This is a genomic window from Hyphococcus sp. (assembly GCF_965228385.1).
Classification (GTDB): Bacteria; Pseudomonadota; Alphaproteobacteria; order Caulobacterales; family Parvularculaceae; genus Hyphococcus.
Window position 1 is genome coordinate 3,440,995 of sequence record NZ_OZ245810.1, and the last position, 15,618, is coordinate 3,456,612.

The window sequence follows — 15,618 nt, forward strand, 5'->3', positions numbered from 1 at the left end:
TTAACGGAACGGAGATTTAGAGCTTGGTCTTATCGCTCGTTTCCCCAAAAAGGCGCCGCAAGCTCTCCGAAGAGGCGGAACGCTCGCGCGCCTCATTGTTCAGGCGGTGGGCGGCCTGGACGCTCATCATTCTCTATAACTGCATCGGCGTCGCCGATATTGCGTCAACCGTTATGGCGCTGGAGGGCGGCGCAGGTGTCGAAGCGAACCCGCTGCTGGCCGCATTAATGGTTCATATTGGCGATGGCTGGATCGTTGCAAAACTCGCCTTGCAAGCGTTAATCAGTTTTATGGTGTTGTGGTTTCCACATTGGATCGTTCTCGGGTTTTTCGCGCTTGCCGTCAGCGGCAATGCGTGGATCGTGTGGAATAATTTTGTGATCGCGGGCGTACTTTAGGCGAGCCAGCCCGGCAGGGCTTCCAGCGCAATCATTTCATCAAAACTGGGGCGCCGGCGAATAACAGCATATTGATCGCCATTCACCAGCACTTCAGGAATGAGCGGGCGCGTGTTGTATTGTGAAGCCTGAACAGCGCCGTAAGCGCCTGCGGACATGACCGCAAGATAGTCTCCCGCATTAAACTCCGGCAGCGCGCGCGATTTTGCGAAAAAGTCGCTGGATTCACAGACCGGTCCGACCACGTCGTATATGGTTTCTTTGGCGTTCTCGCGTCTGACGACCGGCAAAATTTCATGATGCGCATCGTATAACGCCGGACGGATGAGGTCATTCATAGCGGCGTCTACGACAAGAAACCGCCTGTTTTCTCCCTTTTTATCAAAAAGCACGCGCGTCACCATAACGCCGGCATTGCCGGCGATCATACGGCCCGGCTCGAAGATCAGTTGAACGCCGAGCGGCGCCGTCACGCGCTTTATCAATTCCGCATATTTATCGGGGTGCGGCGGAACGGCGCCGGTCCCGTACGGAATGCCGAGGCCTCCGCCCAGATCTAGCCGTTCAATGTTGCAGCCGTCGCTGCGCAAATCGGCGATGAGTTGCGCCGCCTTGTTGAACGCTGCCTCAAACGGCGCCAGATCGGCGATCTGCGAACCGATATGCAGATCCACGCCTTTTACCGCGACGCCATTCATGTCTCGGGCTATTGCATAAAGCGCACGCGTCTGCTCCCACGAAACGCCGAACTTGTCTTCCTTGCGACCGGTTGAAATCTTGTCGTGCCCGCCTGCAGCGACATCAGGGTTGACCCGTATTGCAACCGGCGCCGGTTTGCCAAGGCGCTTGCCAATCCCGTCAAGGGTTTCAAGTTCCGGAGCGGATTCTACATTGAACTGATAAATTCCGGTTTGGAGGGCGGCGGTCATTTCGTCGCTTGTCTTGCCAACGCCTGAAAAGACGATCTTTTCTGGCGGAACGCCGGCTTTGAGCGCCCGCATCATTTCTCCTATCGACACGACGTCAGCGCCGGCGTTTTCGCTTGCAAGTACGCGCAACACCGCCAGATTTGAATTTGCTTTTACGGAATACGCCACCAGCGTATCCGCGCCGGCGAAAGCTGTCGTAAAAACGTTGATATGACGCCGCAGCGTGGCTTCGGAATAGACATAAAATGGGGCGCCGATGTCCGCTGCAAGCTCAGCAAGGTCAACGCCTTCCGCTTGCAAACGATTATTTTTATATTCAAAGTGGTGCAACGCAAATACCGCCTTAGTTTACGCGAGCATCCTCGCGCGGCTCGTCAGGCGCACGCAGCGGGGCTTTTTTCCCGCATGCGGAAACAGCGAATGTCAAGACGATCGCGATTAATAGCGCACGCATATTATTTCTCCCGGTTAAGCGCCGCAATCCAGCGTTGCGACTCGCGTTTAACATTTTCCGGCGCAGTGCCGCCATAGGCGCGGCGCGACGCGACGGAAGCGTCGACAGATAGCACCGAATATATGTCTTTGGTGATTTTCGGCTCCACGGACTGCATGTCAGATAACGAAAGTTCATCCAGGCGGACGCGCTGTTTTTCCGCAACGGCGACGATTTTTCCGGTCACATGATGAGCGTCGCGGAATGGCATGACGAGTTCGCGCACCAGCCAGTCAGCGAGGTCGGTTGCGGTCGAAAAGCCGCGCGCAGCGGCCTCTTTCATCGCCTCGCGATTGATTTTTACGTCGTCGATCATCCCGGTAGTTGCAGCCAGTCCAAGCGCCAGTGCATCGATGGCCTCGAAAGTTACAGCTTTGTCTTCCTGCAAGTCCTTGGCGTAGGCGAGCGGCAACGCTTTCATGACTGACAGCAGCGCAATGAGCGATCCATTGATGCGGCCGGTTTTTGCGCGCACAAGTTCTGCGGCATCCGGATTGCGTTTTTGCGGCATAATTGACGAGCCGGTCGAAAACGCATCCGTGAGGGAGGCGAAGCCAAATTGCGGCGAGGTCCACAAAACCATTTCTTCTGCAAGACGCGACAAATGAACCGCTGTGATAGATGCGGCTGACAAAAGCTCCATTGCAAAATCGCGCGATGACACGGCGTCAAGCGAGTTTGCGCAGGGACGATCAAAGCCGAGCGCTTTGGCTGTCTGCTCCCGGTTAATCGGAAATGGCGTTCCGGCGAGCGCGGCCGCGCCAAGCGGGCATTCATTCATGCGCGTGCGTGCGTCTTCAAATCGTGCGGCGTCGCGGGAAAACATTTCCACATAGGCCAGCAGGTGATGGCCGAAAGTAACGGGCTGTGCGGTCTGCAAGTGTGTAAACCCGGGCATGACCGCGTCCGCATGCGCGTCCGCTTTTTGCGCGAGGGAAAACATTAAAGTCTTAAGCCCGTCGGTGGCCACTTCGCAGGCGCGCCGGCACCACAGCCGGAAATCCGTCGCCACCTGATCGTTGCGCGAGCGGGCCGTATGCAGCCGGCCGGCAGGTTCCCCGATCAGTTCTTTCAGCCGCGCCTCAATGTTCATGTGTATATCTTCAAGCGCATGTGAAAAATTGAATTCGCCGCGTTCGATTTCTCCGGCAATCCGGTCAAGTCCGTCGACGATGGCGGCGGCATCGTCACCGGATATAATTTTCGCATCCGCAAGCATGGCGGCGTGTGCTTTCGAACCGGCGATATCCTCCCGCCAGAGCCGTTTGTCGGTGTCGATGGAAGCGTTGATCGCTTCCATGATCTCGGCGGGGCCTTGTAAAAAACGCCCCCCCCACATTTGGTTTTCTGAGGTTTCGGTCTTATCTGGCATGGGTCGATACTATCAGTTGGAAAAATCTATGGCGGAACTCATCAAACAACCGCGTTTCTGGCTCCTTGTTTGGGGCTGTCTTGGTGCGGCGTTTCTCCTCTACGTTATCGTGAACGCCAGCGTAAGCCCGCGCGAGCGCGGCGATGTGTCGGCGTTGAACCATGATCAGGCGCTGCTGACCGGAGAAATGGCGGATTTTGCTTATACATTCCCGCCGCGCGGCGCGCCCGAAGTTCCTTTCCAGTCTGATGGCCGAAAAGTCAGTATCGCCGATTTCAGGGGGAAAACGGTGCTGGTCAATTTCTGGGCGACGACGTGCGCGCCCTGCCTTGTGGAGCTGCCGTCTCTAGATGCGCTTGAGGCGGATCTGGGCGGACGCCGTTTCGAGGTCGTGGCTGTGGCGGCCGATCCGCGCGGTCCGGAAACGGCGCGTCTCTTTCTCGAACGGCTGAAAATTAACAATTTGAAACTCTACGCAGATCCAAACTTGCAGTTTGCATTTTCCGCCGGCGGTGCGGACCTTTTGCCCACGAGCATTCTATATAGCGCCGAGGGTGTAGAAGTGGGGCGGATAGTAGGCGAAGTCGATTGGGCGAGCCCCGAAGCACGCCGGCTGATTAGCTCGGCGCTGCCATAAACGGCTTTGTGCGCTAGGATTTATGCTGCAATCCCGATATAGCCTTTGGCCGAGGCGGGGCGGGGTCTGCGCCATTCAATGCGAAATTTGCTGTCGAGGGAGTTATTCCATGAGATTTTCCAAACTGCTGCTTGCCGGCGCAGCGGCGCTGACCTTGTTATCGTGCGGAAAAAAAGATGAGCGCGCCAACGCGCCTTCTTCTGAAACCAGCCAGCAGGCTACGAAACTGAACGCTGCCTCACCGTTGGAAAAAAGTTTTCGTCTGTCCGATGCAGCGCCCATCGATATTGATGCGCTTTTTGCGCTGATGCCGGAAGAGAGCCAGCCCACCTATGAAAGCGCATCGTTTGATGATTCGCTTGGCGCGACGGTCGTCTCAAACCTGCGTTTCGCCGACAATGATGATGGCGAAGCGGTAATTGTCGAGCGCGCAGAGTTTTTCGGCGTTGATCTGAACGCTATAGATCGTGTCCGTGACGCAGCAGACGCCAGCGCAAGCGCGCCGTTTGAACGTATTTTCGATAAGGTGCGTTTTTTCAATGTAACGACTGAGGGGTTTGAAGATGATGACGAAGCAGTCGATTTAACAATTGGCGGCGTTGAGCTTGACCAGCTCCAACTTCGTCAAGGCGGGTTCCAGAGCGACGGCGATGGCGATGAAGGCGCGCGCTTTTTTAATGCAATCAATCTCGCCGGGCTCTATTTCAAGGATTTTCAGGTAGAAACAAAAAGCGAAGAGTCGCCGCAAATTGTCATGACCGCGCCGGATGTCCGGTTTGTGGGTATCGGCGGAGGCAGACTAAGCGCCATTCTGGCTAACGATCTTGGTTATTCGCTTGCACAGACCGACGCCTCGCGCGCCGCTATGCGTGAAGTGATGGGTGCGCAGGGCGCAGTATTTCTCAACGGTCCTCTGGCGGGTTTCGTTGCGCCGGACAGCCAGCGCGTTTCCATGAAATCATTCGAATGGCGCAATATCGATTTTTCGGGACTGCTGGAGTGGGGCCTCAAAGGCGAAAAACCGCCGATGACGGCGGAAAACCTGATCGATCTTGGAACCATGAAAGCGCTTGAAACAGAAACGTATGTCAGCGGCAAACTTGCAGGGACGGTGAAGGAAGTGACCATGTCTGATGCGGAATTCATCTGGATGATACCGTCTAATTTCCGCATCGACGCCAAGGACGCGAATTATGATTATACGGCTTATGTTCCGGAAACGGAAGAAGACCTTCTGAATGTCATGAAAGAGTATGGGCTGGATAAGCTTGAGGGCGATGGATACGCGCAATGGGTGTGGAACGAGGATACCGGAGTCGCTGATTTCGATTATGTGGCGAACGCGCCTGGCTTTATGGATTTTGCGATGGATTTTGGCGTCTCCGGTCTAGACATCGATGAAATGGCTGCTGCACAGGAAACCAGCGCGCAAAACCCGTTTGCAGCAACAGGCGCGTTCCGGAATTTTTCGTTCCGGCTGCAAGATGAAAAAGCGCTGGACGCCATTTTCGCGATTGCAGCGCTGCAGATGGGCGGCGCCGGCGAAGATTTGCGTCAATCCGCGCCTGCAATGATCCGGCTGACTGGCGCGCAGGCGGCGCAGATGAACCCGCGCATATCAGGCTATGTGAATGCGCTGGCGGATTTTGTGGCAAAAGGCGGCGCGCTCGAGATTACAGCGGAGCCAGCCGAACCCGTTGATTTTTCAACACTTCAGGCGACGAGCGCAAGCGCGCCGCAAACTATTCCAGATGTTTTGAACCTGCAGGTGACGCACACGCCATAACCGGTTACAGTTTCCTCCAGATGTGTTTCCGTGTGGGGCGGCGCATCTTGTGAGCGCGGCTTTTTTGTGATGGCTCCGCCGATCGCAAATTGACTGTGCGGGGCAGTTTGAGGGGGTTGGTATGGGGTTATTTGCGTCGCCGTCTCGGCTTGGGTCGATTCGGAACTGGGTCTGCGTTTCGCTGGGCGTATTTTCTGTTCATTCCTGCGCTACAACAACTGCGCCCCCGTTGACGGCGCAAGATCTATTGGCGTCGCCATATGTCTATAGCGCCGGCGATGCCTTCGATGTTGATCGTTTTCTGGCGGCGTTTCCCGACTGGATGACAACATCATACGGGCAGGCTTCATTCGACCCGGTGCGCGGCGCAATGGTGGTTGAAGATTTTCAATTGGGCTTTCAGGCAGCGCCAGGGGCGGGGTTTCGTGCAGACCGCGCAATTATCTGGGGCGGAAATGCTGAAATCATGGAGGCGGTGTTCGCCGGCGTCGCCAACAATGCAGCCAAAGCGCTCTTGTTCGACCGGTTGATGCTCGAAGGCGTGCGCTCGGAAGGCATGCAGTGGGACGCCGGCGCTGAAAGCACCGGCATTAGCGTCGACAAGATGGTGTTCGACGGCGTGTCCGCCCGGTCATTTAATCTCGCGCCGAGAGCCGGCGTTGGCGAAGAAACAAAAATTCTGCGTTCCGTCGCCGCAATACTGGGATCGTTTTCCTTTGACGGGGCCGCGCTTTCGAATTTCGGCCTTCAGCTCGCCAACAGCCGCGGCGAAAAAGTTGAATTTAATGTGGGAGAGGTTTTCGCCCGCGATTATAATTCCGGGGCCATTGGATTTCAAAGCGCGCGCAATATCACCTCTTTCATTCAGGGCGCCGGAAGTGAACCGATAGAGATTTCAGGCGTCGCCGGGATCGAAAACGCGCCTTCGCCCTATGCAAAAATTTTAAACCGGCCTCCGAGCGAGGCGGTAAGCGAGATTTTGCGCCGCCCGACCGCTATACTGGCGGCCGCCGCCGGCGGACAGGCGACCGCTTATGAGATCGATTACGCTGATACGCGCAGCGCCGATATCAGCGGCGCGCTAGCCTGGCTGGCGCGATGGGAGCTGCCGCCAGTTACTGAAACCGATCTGATTGATCTCGGCGCGCAGACCATGCTTGGGTACACTGAATTCTGGGACGGAAATCTGGTTTATTCCATTGACCGTTCAGAAGTTCAGGCTGCGGACTTTTACTGGCTTGTGCCGTCACAATACGATGTAACCTATTCCGGCATGCGCTACGAGCTGGCATCCATGTTGAACGCCATGGAAAGCCGCATGGGTCCGGGCTTTTCAACGGAAGCGGCCCCGCAGTTGCAACAATTCAGAGATGTCTTGGCGGCGCTTGGCATACAAAGTGTTACAGGCGGCAGTGCGTTTTCGTGGAACTGGAACGGAGAAACAGGAGATGCTTTGGCGGCGACCCATGTGGACTTAAACGATCTGGCGCAGAACGATATTGGATTCGAAATCGCTGGCCCGACACTCGCTGAATGGGAAGTGATGGCGCGCAAAGACACGCCGGTTTCCATCGCTGCGAAAAATATTGCACTTTACAGGTTCAATTATAGTCTTGGCGATCGGGGTCTTCTTGAAAAAGCATTTGCTTATGCTGCGCAGGAACAGGGAGGTGGAACCGGCCCTGAATTGCGCCAGTCCATAGCTGCAATGGCGCGTCTTTCAGGCGCGCAGGCGGCGCAGGCTAATCCGCGCGCTGCAAATTATGCGGAAGCAATCGCCGATTTTATCGCGACAGGCGGCCGCATCGATATTATAGCTGCGCCTTCCGATCCAGTGGATCTGTTTACGTTGCAATCTGTCGCGAATACAGCGCCGCAAACTTTACCGGATGTCCTAGATCTGACAATTACGCATACAAGCGAATAAAAACGGCGCCTCTTCTGTCGGGCGCCGTTTCGGAAAGCTCTTTAGGGTTAGTCGTCGAGAACGAACGTTACTTTTAAAATAACGCGATATTCTTTAATCTTGCCATTATCGAGAATGAGAGATTGATCTTTCACCCAGGCGCCCTCGATCTGCTTAAGGGTTTTGTTGGCGCGTTCGATGCCGTTCTCAATGGCGTCCTGAAAGCTTTTTTTCGATCCTGAAATAATTTCAGTGACACGGGCTACAGCCATAAAAAATCTCCTGATGCTATAATTCAATTGCGCGCGCGCTTTAAAGTAAAGCGTTTTTAGTCTGTGGGCGCAAACACATGCTTCTAGCGAGTTGGAACAGGCGTGTCACCGGCATAGTCATAAAACCCGCGCCCTGTCTTGCGTCCGAGCCACCCGGCTTCGACATATTTTACAAGCAAGGGACAAGGGCGGTATTTTGAATCGGCAAGCCCCTCATACAGCACTTGCATAATCGCAAGACAAATATCGAGCCCGATAAAATCGGCAAGTTCTAGCGGTCCCATAGGATGATTGGCGCCGAGCTTTAACCCCGTGTCTATGCCTTCGACGGTGCCGACGCCTTCGTAGAGCGTATAGATCGCCTCATTGATCATCGGCATGAGAACGCGATTGACGATAAAAGCAGGGAAGTCTTCGGACACCGCCATGGTTTTGTCGAGGCGTGCGATAATCGATTTTGTCGTCTCAAAAGTTTCTTTTGATGTGGCGATGCCGCGAATGACTTCAACAAGGTTCATCAGCGGCACAGGGTTCATGAAGTGTATGCCGATGAAGTTTTCCGGCCGATCCGTTGCCGCCGCAAGTCCGGTAATGGAAATAGAAGACGTATTGCTGGCGAGGATGGCGTCTTTGGACAGTACGCCGCTCAGGGTCTGGAAAATCGCTTTCTTTACCGCCTGATCCTCACTTGCCGCTTCGATCACGAGATCGCATTGGCTGAGATCGGCAATGTCCCCGGATGTTTTAATTCTGGCCATGGCGGCTTTTTCTGCATCGGCCTCAATCGCGCCTTTCACCGCCTGTCGCGCCAGGTTTTTTTGTATCGTTGAAACAGCTTTGTCGATTTGTGCTGAATCGATATCATTCAACACAACATCAAACCCTGCCAGGGCGAATACATGAGCGATGCCGCCGCCCATTTGGCCCGCGCCGACAACGCCCACATTCTTTACTTGCGTCATATCCCGCTCCGATCACTGGAGCGCGCGATACTGCATCGCAGCAACATTAAGGGCAAGAGCCTCAATGCTGACAAACGACGGGCCAACAAATTCCTACGGTCAGCACTTTGGGGCAAAAGGCATAGCCATCTGCAGATAAAAAATCGCTGCGTTAAAAACCGAAGGTCAATTCATATCAGCCAAGCGCTTCGTTCAGCTCCGGCAGCGCCTTGAAGAGGTCCGCTACGAGGCCGTAGTCGGCAACCTGAAAGATTGGCGCTTCCTCATCCTTGTTGATTGCGACGATGACTTTTGAATCTTTCATGCCGGCGAGATGCTGGATGGCGCCCGAAATGCCGACGGCGATGTAAAGTTCGGGCGCGACAACCTTGCCCGTCTGTCCGACCTGATAGTCGTTCGGCACGTAACCGGCGTCGACAGCGGCGCGCGACGCGCCGACAGCGGCGCCAAGCTTGTCTGCAATAGGGAAGATATATTCTTCGAAATTTTCAAAGGATGCGAGCGCGCGACCGCCGGAAATGACAATTTTCGCGCCGGTCAGTTCAGGGCGTTCTGACTTCGTCAGTTCTTCGCCGACGAAACTTGAAAGGCCGGGGTCAGCAGGAGCGTCAACCGCGACCACTTCAGCGGAGCCGTCTGCGCCCGCAGCGGAGAAGGAGGTGGCGCGCACGGTGATAACTTTCTTCGCGTCTTTCGACTTCACCGTCTGCATGGCGTTGCCGGCGTAGATCGGGCGAACGAATGTATCCGGCGCCTCGATGGCCACGATTTCAGAGATTTGCATCACGTCTAACAAGGCGGCTACGCGCGGCATAACGTTCTTGCCGGTTGTCGCGGCGGCTTTCAGGATGGCGTCGTAATCGCCCGCCAGAGAGACAATCAAATCAGCAAACGGTTCCGCAAGGCGGTTGGCGTAATATTCCGCGTCGGCGTGCAGCACTTTCCGGACGCCTGAAATTTTTGCCGCCGCCGCCGCAGCATCGCCCGCGCCGGAGCCCGCGACGAGAATATCGACATCGCCGCCTATGGCCTGTGCGGCCGTCACGGTTTTATGGGTGGAATCGTCAATTGCATTGCCGTGAACGTCGGCGACTACGAGGACAGCCATTTATAGAACTCCCGCTTCGTTTTTCAGTTTGTCGACCAGCTCGGCGACGCTTTCGACCTTGACGCCGGCTTCGCGTTTCGGCGGTTCAGTGACTTTTACGATTTCAAGCCGCGGTGAGATATCCACATCGAAATCGCCGACCTCTTTAACATCCAGCGGCTTTTTCTTCGCCTTCATGATGTTTGGCAGCGAGGCGTATCGCGGCTCGTTCAACCGTAGATCCGTAGTGACAATCGCTGGCAGTTTGATGGAGATGGTTTGCAGGCCGCCGTCGATTTCACGAGTGATTTTTAGTTTATCGTCATCCTTCTCGACTTTTGACGCGAATGTGCCCTGCGCCCAGCCAAGAAGCGCCGCAAGCATCTGGCCTGTCTGGTTGGAGTCGTCGTCAATCGCCTGTTTGCCGAGGATCATCAGATCCGGCTTTTCTTCTTCGGCGATGGCTTTGAGGAGTTTTGCAACGCCCAGCGGCTCGACCGTCTCGTCCGTCTTGATCAGGATGCCGCGATCCGCGCCCATGGCGAGCGCCTGGCGGATCTGGTCCTGCGCTTTTTCGGGTCCGATAGAAACGGCGACGATTTCTTCCGCGGTGCCCGCCTCTTTCAAACGCACCGCCTCTTCGACGGCGATTTCGTCAAACGGATTCATGGACATTTTGACATTGGCGAGATCAACGCCGGATTCATCCGATTTCACGCGCACCTTGACGTTGTAATCGATGACGCGTTTGACGGGCACGAAGATTTTCATATCGCTTTCGCTCCTGGCAACTATTGGCGCAGACCGCCTTCATGCGACGGCGTTTTTTCGTTTGGCGGCGCACAATAGTCTCGACATCCGTGAGGATCAATCTTTACAGGCGCCGGAAAACTGCGGCCTCTTGGCGGCGATCTTTGCCCTCAAAGCCTAAGCGCCTTTTCCTACAAGCCACAGAAACAGCATCATCAAGGCAATCGTGATCGCTTGCGCTGCAACGCGCATACGCATTAATTTATTGGAGTTTTCCTTGGCGAATGCGCCGCCCTTGGCGAGCGAATAAAGTCCGACACCCAAAATAATGGCTGTAGCGGCAAGGGCGATGGGAATGAGTAAAAAAACCAGTGCGTCCATTTCGGGCGCTCCCTAATATTACGTTTATTGTCGGCTTTTAGATAAGCCTTTGTCGATCTCTGTAAAATGGGCCGTTTGGCGCGGCCATGCAATGATAAGCGTAAAATCACGCGGATTTGACGCATTATTGCGCCGTTTCGCCGCCATTTTTGTGCCAGGCAGGAAAGAAATTGTCCTGCTCGTCAGTTTTCAGGACGATGGGCGTAGCCCAAACCGGCTCATCATTATTCGCCAGAACGGCGCTGGACAAGCTCAAAAGATAATCGCGAATATCGGCGTCCGCCGGCGCGTCGCTGCCTAGTCCCCCATTTTCTGGAGAGGCCGTCATGGGTGGTTTGAGCTCCGCGAGCGCGAAGTCCATTCTGATGTCATAGGTGCGCCGCGCCTGATAGCGCAGAAACCGCTGCGCATTATACCACTGAGATTTCTCGGCGTCGTCCGTGCAGGTTTCAAGCTCGGCGCCGTTCGCGCCCCATCGCCGTTCAGGACAATGATACGGGTCAAACGACAGTAGCCACAAACGTTCCATAGCGTGTCCAAGATTAAGTCGCATGCGCGTGTTGTCCGAGCGCCAATAGGTATAGGTGCACGCGTTCTTTTCCTCTTCGAATGCTTGAAAGAGATCGCCGGCGAGATCGTCGCCGTCATATTCAATTCCCGGCGCTCCAGCTTTCGCTTCTTCATAGAGCTGCTGCGTGTCCCGGCGCAACTCGATGAAAGACACCTTCAGGCGCGCATCGCGCGACGGCGTTGAGTACTCCTCCCACTCGCCATAAGTGCCGTATATGTTGGGCGGTAATTTCTCGGGATGCGGCTTCAGATGCACGCGTGAGAAATAGGCCGCATCTACTGCTGCTTTGCGCGATTTGATATCGCCGCATATTGTCTGCAATCCAAACCGCAACTCGTCCACTGGATCATAAGCGAAATCAGATGCGGCGAGTTTCCGGCGGACATAATCGTAATATTTAAGCGTCCGCTCATTATGCCGGAATTCGCCATGGTGCCATTCGCCGGAAGGATGCGGCGTATTGCCGAAATACTGCTCCATTGAAAAAGTCTTGAGGGCGGCGTTTTCTTTCGCGCGCAATTTCCCGCCGAGAAGGGACCCGTCGCTATCTTTTTCTGCGCCGTCCACGTAAATCGGCCGCCAGGCCTTCAGGCCGGCGCCAAGTTCGGGTTTTGACCGCATGAAATTCGGACCATACGCCGTTCTCGTTACTGAGTTGTCCGGGTGGGAAGCAACGATCAGCACACGGCCGTTTTCAAGCACGTCATACACTATGCCGACATGGCCAAAAATATCGTAGGCGAGTACGCCAGGCTTGACGGCTTCTCGTGAGATCGCGACGGGGTAAAAGTCATCGTGACTGCGGCCGCCGCCTTTTTCTGGATGCGTGCGGAACATCGCTGTGGAAACTTCACCGCCTATTCTGGCGATAAAGGCGGGCGCATTTGAGACATAGTTCAAAATCTGGCGTCTGCCCGCGACGGCGTTGCCGCCTGTGGAGTAACGCAAGTCCTCACGTTTGCCATTCGCAGTGCGCATCGCGTTTTGATAGGAAAAAGGCAAACCGTTCTTCCAGGCGTAATAGGCGCGAAGGACGTACGCCATATCGGCGCAATCGCCTGGAAGGTCGGGGTCAACGCTGGAACGATAAGGATTAGCGTCGCTTTTAAGGCATGAATCGAGTGATGAACATTTCGAGCGGCCAATCGCCTGAACGAAAGCCGAATAACCAGCTTCATCCTGTTCGGACCAGTGTGATTTATAAACTTCCCAGCGTACGCCGGTGTTTATGGCGTCCGGCACGCCGCTCGCCGATGCGTTATTCACCGCCGCCAAACCGGCCGCCAACGCCGCCCCCAATACTAGTCCGCGCAACACACCCATCCCTCTTTTTAACGCGCTATTAACCGAGTCGGTAGGGGGCAAGACGTCAAGCTTGACGGTTTTATCTTGATAAATTGCGGGTTAAGCGCGCAAAAGCGACAAAAGCGAAGCTTTATCAGGCCGTTAGTGCTAGTATGCGCGTCTGCGCAGCTCGCTGTGAGCAAGGGTGCGCCCGATCGGCCACAGGGCGAAACCAGCGAGTTTTAGGTGCGCCCAGGCAAAAGGCAGGCCGATAATCGTGATCGCAAGGCCGATGGCTGCAAATACATGCCCCAGCGCCAGCCACCATCCGGCCAGCACAAGCCAGATAATATTGCCGAGAAAACCAAGCGGGCCTGTGCCGATATCCTCGCCATAGAGCCGGTCGCGGGCGAGCGGTTTCGCGCCGAACGGCCAGAGCGTATAAACGCCGTTATCAAAAGCGGCGCGGGCCCATGGGATGCCGATAATGGTGATGACCATGAACAGCGCCGCGATAAACCAGCCAATCGCCGCCAGCGCGCCGCCGAGCGCCAGCCAGATAATATTGAGGATCAGCGCAATCGGCGAAATCGAGCGTTCATCCGAAAGTGGGTGATCAGGGTACATGGGCCGCCTCCTTCATGAGAAGGATATAAGCCTTGATTGATGCGGCGCCACAATATTCACCGCATTTTGCGCTCGGTTCAACGCCTTGCGAGCAGACTGTCCAGCGCAAAGCGGTCGTAATCCTTAAATGCAATAATGATCAACGATGCGACGGCGACGGTGGTCGATGGAAAAAATAGAATATTCCGCGTCTCTTCGTTCAGCAAATAGAGCCCCAGCGGGTCGGCCAGAAATTTCCAGATCGCAACAGCGCCGGCAATCAGCACCAGAGCTTGCAAAGGATAAATAATTTTGCGGAAAAGGCCCAGAATGACGAGGCCGCCAAGCGCAATCTGACCAAAGGCGAGCGGCAGGATCAGCGCTTCACTGCTCAGCATGCCTGAATAATATTTTTCCGAAAGGCCGACCGCTGTCTCAGTATTCATGACCCGCAAAACACCCCAGATAATCAACAGCGCGCCAGTCGTGGCGCGTAGCGCCAGAAGTAATCCTGCCTTCATGAATATCACCCCTTCAGTTGATTTGGGAGAATAACGCAGAACAGACTTTCCCGTCACTTCACAATTCGAAGCGGTTTTCGTGATTGGCCACATCTAGGCCATAATCGGACGTTTCCATACAAAACAGATGAAAACCATTTTCAGCATTCTGGTTCTTTTGAACATCTATGGCGCCAGCAAAGCGGCGCAGATCGATTATGGCGCGCGGATTTCGGCCGCCGCAATCGAGCGGACAGCGTTCCGGGTGGTTTACGATCCTGCGTATGTACGAATGTCGTATCCTATGGGCGATGTTGCGCCGGATCGGGGCGTTTGCGCCGATGTTGTCGTTCGTACATTACGTGCGCTCGACATTGATCTTCAAGAGCTAGTGCATACTGACATGCGCGCCTCGTTCAACGCCTATCCGGCGATCTGGGGCCTTGTGAAACCGGACGCCAATATTGATCACAGGCGCGTTCCAAATCTCGAAACCTTTTTTACCCGGATGGGCGCCAGACTTGAGGCGAGTAATATTGCTGAAGATTATTTGCCCGGCGACATCGTCGCGTGGAACTTGCGTGGCGATGCGGGATGGCTGCCCCATATTGGCGTCGTAACGGATAAAATCGCGCCCACGGGGCGCCCCATGGTTGTGCATAATATCGGTGCAGGACCAAAGCTTGAAGATGTATTGTTCGACTGGCCGATGACCGGACGCTACCGTCTTAAAGAGTCCCTTTTCGGCGCCGAAAATTAAAACGGCCTTGCTATTAGCGAAAACCTAATTCCGCGCGCACTGCTTCGGGTGTAGCGCCGGACATGCGGCGTGCGCGAAGCGTCGCCGATTTGTCGCGTTTAGCGAATCTTTTGCCATTATCATCCGTAATGAGACGATGGCAGCGATATACGGGCTCCGGCAAAGCCAGCAACGCCTGCAGCAAACGATGCAAATGCGCGGCATGATACAGGTCCTGACCGCGAATGACATGCGTGACGTTTTGCAGCGCGTCGTCATATACAGACGCCAGATGATAACTAACGCCGGAGTCTTTGCGGCCAATGACCGCGTCGCCAAATAATGCCGGCGTTGCATTCACGCGTTGCGTTTCTCCATTTTCCAATTCCGCTGTAAAGTGCAGCGCATGAAATTTTTCACCGAGAAATTCTTGCGCTGCGCTTATCGACAGCCGCCACGCATAAGGGGCGCCTTTAGCCATCAATGAGCGCTCCTCATTAGCTTTTAATGGCGCGCCGATATATTGAGGGCCTTCGGGGCCGCTTGGCGAAAGATGCGGCGCGCGGGCGATTTCATCGGTAATCTCCTGGCGGGTTTTGAAACAGCGGTAGACAAGCTGGTTCTCTGCAAGCGTTTCCAGCGCCTCTGCATATTCCTCGAAATGATCCGATTGTCTGCGAACAGGCGGATCCCAATCGAGACCTAGCCATTCGAGATCCTCATAAATCGCCGATTCATATTCCGTTCGGCATCGCGTCAGATCGATGTCTTCGATGCGCAGAATAAACTTTCCGCCTGCGTCTTTCGCGGCCTTATAGGCGGTGAGCGCAGAAAAGGCGTGCCCGAGATGCAAATAGCCCGTCGGCGAGGGCGCAAAGCGGGTGACATAAGTTGAAGTCATGAACCGCTACCGGCGTCTCTTCCAGGCGCAATCCTGAATGGAGT

At 55.1% G+C, this 15,618-nt stretch carries 16 protein-coding genes; 5 read left to right on the forward strand and 11 right to left on the reverse strand.

The annotated features are described in order from the left end of the window. Positions 1–23: 23 nt before the first annotated feature. Positions 24–398 carry a DUF5658 family protein gene (locus ACQK2Q_RS16155; protein ID WP_425410776.1) on the forward strand — a complete coding sequence of 125 codons (375 nt, stop codon included), beginning with the start codon at positions 24–26 and terminating at the stop codon, positions 396–398. Here ACQK2Q_RS16155 and lysA read toward each other — a convergent pair. After that, complete coding sequence (gene lysA / locus ACQK2Q_RS16160) at positions 395–1,657, reverse strand: diaminopimelate decarboxylase (RefSeq protein WP_425410777.1); 1,263 nt, start codon at positions 1,655–1,657, stop codon at positions 395–397. The two genes, ACQK2Q_RS16155 and lysA, sit on opposite strands and share 4 nt — an antisense overlap. Positions 1,658–1,782: 125 nt before the next feature. Then, positions 1,783–3,192 carry an argininosuccinate lyase gene (gene argH / locus ACQK2Q_RS16165; RefSeq protein ID WP_425410778.1) on the reverse strand — a complete coding sequence of 470 codons (1,410 nt, stop codon included), beginning with the start codon at positions 3,190–3,192 and terminating at the stop codon, positions 1,783–1,785. Positions 3,193–3,220: 28 nt separating this feature from the next. Here argH and ACQK2Q_RS16170 point away from each other — a divergent pair, with 28 nt between their 5' ends. The 3 genes from ACQK2Q_RS16170 to ACQK2Q_RS16180 all read left to right on the forward strand — a co-directional run bounded on the left by ACQK2Q_RS16170 (position 3,221) and on the right by ACQK2Q_RS16180 (position 7,542). Then, the gene (locus ACQK2Q_RS16170; RefSeq protein WP_425410779.1) at positions 3,221–3,829 is read left to right on the forward strand and encodes a TlpA family protein disulfide reductase; all 609 of its coding nucleotides are present in this window, start codon (positions 3,221–3,223) and stop codon (positions 3,827–3,829) included. 109 nt (positions 3,830–3,938) lie between these two features. Next, entirely contained in the window at positions 3,939–5,615 is a 1,677-nt protein-coding gene (locus ACQK2Q_RS16175; RefSeq protein ID WP_425410780.1) for a hypothetical protein, read from the forward strand. A gap of 121 nt (positions 5,616–5,736) precedes the next feature. Then, entirely contained in the window at positions 5,737–7,542 is a 1,806-nt protein-coding gene (locus ACQK2Q_RS16180) for a hypothetical protein (RefSeq protein WP_425410781.1), read from the forward strand. A 47-nt stretch (positions 7,543–7,589) separates the two neighbouring features. Here ACQK2Q_RS16180 and ACQK2Q_RS16185 read toward each other — a convergent pair whose 3' ends face one another. The 8 genes from ACQK2Q_RS16185 to ACQK2Q_RS16220 form a co-directional block, all read right to left on the reverse strand. Continuing rightward, positions 7,590–7,793 (reverse strand): dodecin family protein, encoded by a 204-nt coding sequence (locus tag ACQK2Q_RS16185; protein ID WP_425410782.1) that lies wholly within the window; start codon positions 7,791–7,793, stop codon positions 7,590–7,592. Positions 7,794–7,876: 83 nt separating this feature from the next. Then, positions 7,877–8,755: a 3-hydroxybutyryl-CoA dehydrogenase gene (locus ACQK2Q_RS16190; protein ID WP_425410783.1), complete on the reverse strand. Its 879-nt coding sequence runs from the start codon at positions 8,753–8,755 to the stop codon at positions 7,877–7,879. Between the two features lie 175 nt (positions 8,756–8,930). Continuing rightward, complete coding sequence (locus tag ACQK2Q_RS16195; RefSeq protein WP_425410784.1) at positions 8,931–9,863, reverse strand: electron transfer flavoprotein subunit alpha/FixB family protein; 933 nt, start codon at positions 9,861–9,863, stop codon at positions 8,931–8,933. Then, positions 9,864–10,613, reverse strand: a complete 750-nt coding sequence (locus tag ACQK2Q_RS16200) for an electron transfer flavoprotein subunit beta/FixA family protein (RefSeq protein WP_425410785.1) — start codon at positions 10,611–10,613, stop codon at positions 9,864–9,866. It lies immediately after the preceding gene. A gap of 156 nt (positions 10,614–10,769) precedes the next feature. Next, positions 10,770–10,973: a twin transmembrane helix small protein gene (locus tag ACQK2Q_RS16205; RefSeq protein WP_425410786.1), complete on the reverse strand. Its 204-nt coding sequence runs from the start codon at positions 10,971–10,973 to the stop codon at positions 10,770–10,772. 124 nt (positions 10,974–11,097) lie between these two features. Continuing rightward, complete coding sequence (locus tag ACQK2Q_RS16210) at positions 11,098–12,861, reverse strand: hypothetical protein (RefSeq protein ID WP_425410787.1); 1,764 nt, start codon at positions 12,859–12,861, stop codon at positions 11,098–11,100. A 135-nt stretch (positions 12,862–12,996) separates the two neighbouring features. Beyond that, a complete protein-coding gene (locus tag ACQK2Q_RS16215; RefSeq protein ID WP_425411180.1) occupies positions 12,997–13,419 on the reverse strand; it encodes a YccF domain-containing protein in 423 nt (140 codons plus the stop codon). A 113-nt stretch (positions 13,420–13,532) separates the two neighbouring features. Further along, positions 13,533–13,955 (reverse strand): hypothetical protein, encoded by a 423-nt coding sequence (locus tag ACQK2Q_RS16220; protein WP_425410788.1) that lies wholly within the window; start codon positions 13,953–13,955, stop codon positions 13,533–13,535. A gap of 127 nt (positions 13,956–14,082) precedes the next feature. On the opposite strand from ACQK2Q_RS16220, the gene ACQK2Q_RS16225 reads away from it, so the two are divergent. Then, positions 14,083–14,694 (forward strand): DUF1287 domain-containing protein, encoded by a 612-nt coding sequence (locus ACQK2Q_RS16225; RefSeq protein WP_425410789.1) that lies wholly within the window; start codon positions 14,083–14,085, stop codon positions 14,692–14,694. 13 nt (positions 14,695–14,707) lie between these two features. On the opposite strand, the gene gluQRS is transcribed toward ACQK2Q_RS16225, so the two are convergent. Then, positions 14,708–15,574 carry a tRNA glutamyl-Q(34) synthetase GluQRS gene (gluQRS, locus tag ACQK2Q_RS16230; protein WP_425410790.1) on the reverse strand — a complete coding sequence of 289 codons (867 nt, stop codon included), beginning with the start codon at positions 15,572–15,574 and terminating at the stop codon, positions 14,708–14,710. Positions 15,575–15,618 lie beyond the last annotated feature (44 nt).